The sequence below is a fragment of the Pseudomonas sp. K5002 genome (assembly GCF_013386655.1).
In the GTDB taxonomy this organism is placed as follows: domain Bacteria; phylum Pseudomonadota; class Gammaproteobacteria; order Pseudomonadales; family Pseudomonadaceae; genus Aquipseudomonas.
Genome location: NZ_JACARK010000826.1, coordinates 1 through 2,123 on the forward strand (window position 1 = coordinate 1; position 2,123 = coordinate 2,123).

Sequence of the window (2,123 nt, forward strand, 5' to 3'; positions counted from 1 at the left end):
CTGACGTGCATCAGCCCCGCCGGCGCGTTCTACGCGTTCGCCTCATGCGCCGCGCTGATCGGGCGCACCTCGGCGGGCGGGCGGCTGCTGCGCAGCGATGAAGACGTGGCCCTGGCGCTGCTGGATGAGGCCAATGTAGCCGTGGTGCATGGCAGCGCCTTTGGCCTGGGGCCGTACATCCGCATCGCCTATGCCCTGGATGACAAGTCGTTGCGCCAGGCGTGCGAGGCAATCCGCGGCTTCTGCAGCAGCTTGCTGGCAGAAGAATAAAAGTGATGAGTTCACATAGATAAATATCGCTAATGGTGGCGTGCGCCCCTTCTTAAGATTAAGGCCGAACAGGACAACACTCACAACAACAAGGTCCGCCCCCATGTCTATGCCTGAAGTCATAAAACCCGCTGTGCGCAGCCAATACCGCTGGGTGGTTGCTGCGCTGATTTTCCTGATCTACACCGTGGCCGCCGCCGACCGGGCCAACCTCGGCGTGGCGCTGCCGTTCATTCGCCAGGAATTTGCAATGAGCAACGCCCAGGCCGGTGGCCTGGTCAGCCTGTTCCTGCTGGCTTACGCCCTGGCACAACTGCCGTCGGGCTTTGCCTTCGGCCGCTTTGGCGTCAGCCGGATCCTGCCGGGGGCCATGGTGCTGACCTCGTTGCTGACCGGCCTGGTAGGCACCGCCAGCTCACTGCTGGCGCTGAAACTCTACCGCCTGGGCCTGGGCATCGCCGAAGGCCCGCTGCCCATCAGCATGACCACCACCATCAATAACTGGTTTCCGGCACGGGAAAAAGGCACCGCGTCGGGGATCTTTCTGTCGGCCGTGAAGTTCGGACCGGTGATCGTGCCGCCGCTGTGTGCCGTGATCATTTCGGTATGGGGGCTGGCGCGAAATTTTCTACTTCTTTGCGATCCCGGGCATCGTGCTGGCGGTGGTCTGGTACTTCCTGGTCACCGACCATCCGTCCCGCAGCCGCTTCGTCAACCAGGCCGAACTTCAATACATCGTCGAAGACACCGCAATCGCCCAGACCGCCCGTGTGCACAAGACGCCGGCGTGGGTGAAAAAGCTCGACCGGGTGATCCGCACCCGCGATGAAAAGCCCCTGGAAACCAACCGTCAGGTTTTCACCTCATGGAATATCTGGGGGTGCGCCACCAGCTACTGCTTCCAGCTCGGTGTCTCCAGCGTGCTGCTGGCGTGGATTCCCACCTACCTGATGACCGTCAAGCAGTTCTCGATCATGAACATGGGCCTGGTCTCGGCAGCGCCCTGGGTGGGCGCGGTGCTGGGCAACCTGCTGGGCGGTTTCTGCTCGGACCGCCTGATGGGCGGGCGCCGCAAGCCGGGCATGTTGCTGTCGGCGGTCGGCACCTCGTTGATGATGTACCTGCTGATCAATTCACCGGCCGAGCCCCTGCCCTACGGCTTGCTGCTGATGCTGACCGGCGTGGTGCTGAGCCTCGGCTTCTCGTCCTACATGGTCTACCCGATGGGCCTGACCACCAAGAAGACCTTCCCGATCTCCAACGCCATCGTGAACATGATCGGCCAGTTGGGCGCCGCCGCCACGCCCTTCATCACCGGCCTGCTGCTGGACAACTACGGCTGGAACTACGTGTTCGCCTGGCTGGCGATCGGCTCGTTCATCAGCTTCATCATTTTGCTGACCATTGCCGAGCCCCGCCCGGCCTCCAGCCACCCGACCTGATTTGTCACCACCACGAGGAGTTATCCATGTCACCCCAAGACCAAGAATTGGTTGCCCTGTTTGCCGGCCTGGACACCCCGGGCGTGTCCGACGCCCTGGACAAGCTAGGCCTGCCCGGCCAATGCCTGGGAATCATGCCCCTGGACAACTATCGCCAGGTGGTGGTCGGCCCGGCCTTCACGGTGCGCTACGTCAGCGCCAGCACCCCGCCGGGCACCGTCGGTGACTTTATCGATGACGTGGCCGAAGGCGATGTGGTGGTGATCGACAACGACGGACGCACCGACTGCACGGTGTGGGGCGACATCATGACCCAGTACGCCGGCAGCCAGCGGATCGCCGCGACGGTGATCGATGGCGTGTGCCGCGACGTGAGCAAGGCCCTGGGCGACGGCTACCCGCTGTTCACCA

Annotated in this window: 2 protein-coding genes and 1 pseudogene; all 3 read left to right on the top strand. The window is 63.2% G+C overall.

Features of this window, described 5'->3' with window-relative positions:
• The coding region (locus HX846_RS29290) for an aminotransferase class I/II-fold pyridoxal phosphate-dependent enzyme (protein WP_178966689.1) at positions 1-270 on the top strand (270 nt) is incomplete at its 5' end.
• Between the two features lie 103 nt (positions 271-373).
• Positions 374-1,712, top strand: a pseudogene (locus tag HX846_RS29295) (MFS transporter).
• Between the two features lie 26 nt (positions 1,713-1,738).
• Positions 1,739-2,123, top strand: a 385-nt coding sequence (locus HX846_RS29300; RefSeq protein ID WP_372242023.1) for an RraA family protein, incomplete at its 3' end; no start/stop codon positions are given.